The sequence below is a fragment of the Trabulsiella guamensis ATCC 49490 genome (genome assembly GCF_000734965.1).
GTDB classification, from domain to species: domain Bacteria; phylum Pseudomonadota; class Gammaproteobacteria; order Enterobacterales; family Enterobacteriaceae; genus Trabulsiella; species Trabulsiella guamensis.
Window position 1 is genome coordinate 1 of the sequence record NZ_JMTB01000193.1, and the last position, 784, is coordinate 784.

Below are 784 nucleotides of genomic sequence, written 5' to 3' on the forward strand. Positions count from 1 at the left end.
CCCCGGCCGGGCTGGTTTTCTCGCTGGCGATACGCTGGCGGGTCTGGGATTCCACCACCGCGCCGATATTCTCCAGCAGCTCCTGCTGCAGTGACTGATCAGCCAGTTTTTCAATCGCGCGCCGGATGTCCTGAAGCTGACGCTCGCCACGCACCTCAACGGTAATGCCCATCACAGCACTCCCTTAAGCCTGTTACGCGTGAAGAGGCGTCGGTTATCGCTCACGATAATCAGCCGCCCGTTGTCAGTCTCCCCGACCGGCGTATCTGACGACAGACCGAGGTCGCGGGTGCCGTTCGCGATTTCACGTAACGTTCTCAGGGCTTCGTCGTAGCGTTTCTGGATCTCATCGGTTATCTGGTTGTCCCGTTCGGACAACCAGTAGAACGCGATGGAGACCGCCGCGCGACGTAACGGACTCGGGAGCGATGGAAGCTCAAGCGGCAGCCGGTAGCGCTTCGCCAGAAAGGAGTTAATTTCCGCGTCAGCATCATCGGTTGCCCGCTGGATCTTCGCCTCGTCAAGCTGCTGCGTCTCCTTATCGAGCGCCATATTCCAGACACGCTCGGCATCGGTTGCCAGCAAATCGTCCCGCGTCACGTAGATGCCCATTACGCGTCCCCCGCTCCGGGCGCTGTGACTGTCGCAATCTCCGTCACAACCAGCATTTTTTCAGCCTTCAGGCGCTTCGCATCGGCGGTGCTGATGACGCAGCCATACAACGGCTGACCACGGTCATCTTCAATAACCTGCTCGTCCGGGTTATCGCTGACAAAAACATGCA

Annotated in this window: 1 protein-coding gene; it reads right to left on the bottom strand. The window is 59.2% G+C overall.

Going from position 1 to position 784, the window contains the following annotated elements:
- Positions 1 to 171 precede the first annotated feature (171 nt).
- Positions 172 to 612, bottom strand: coding sequence for a gp436 family protein (locus tag GTGU_RS23505; RefSeq protein WP_038163710.1), 441 nt, complete (start codon positions 610 to 612; stop codon positions 172 to 174).
- Between the last annotated feature and the right edge of the window lie 172 nt (positions 613 to 784).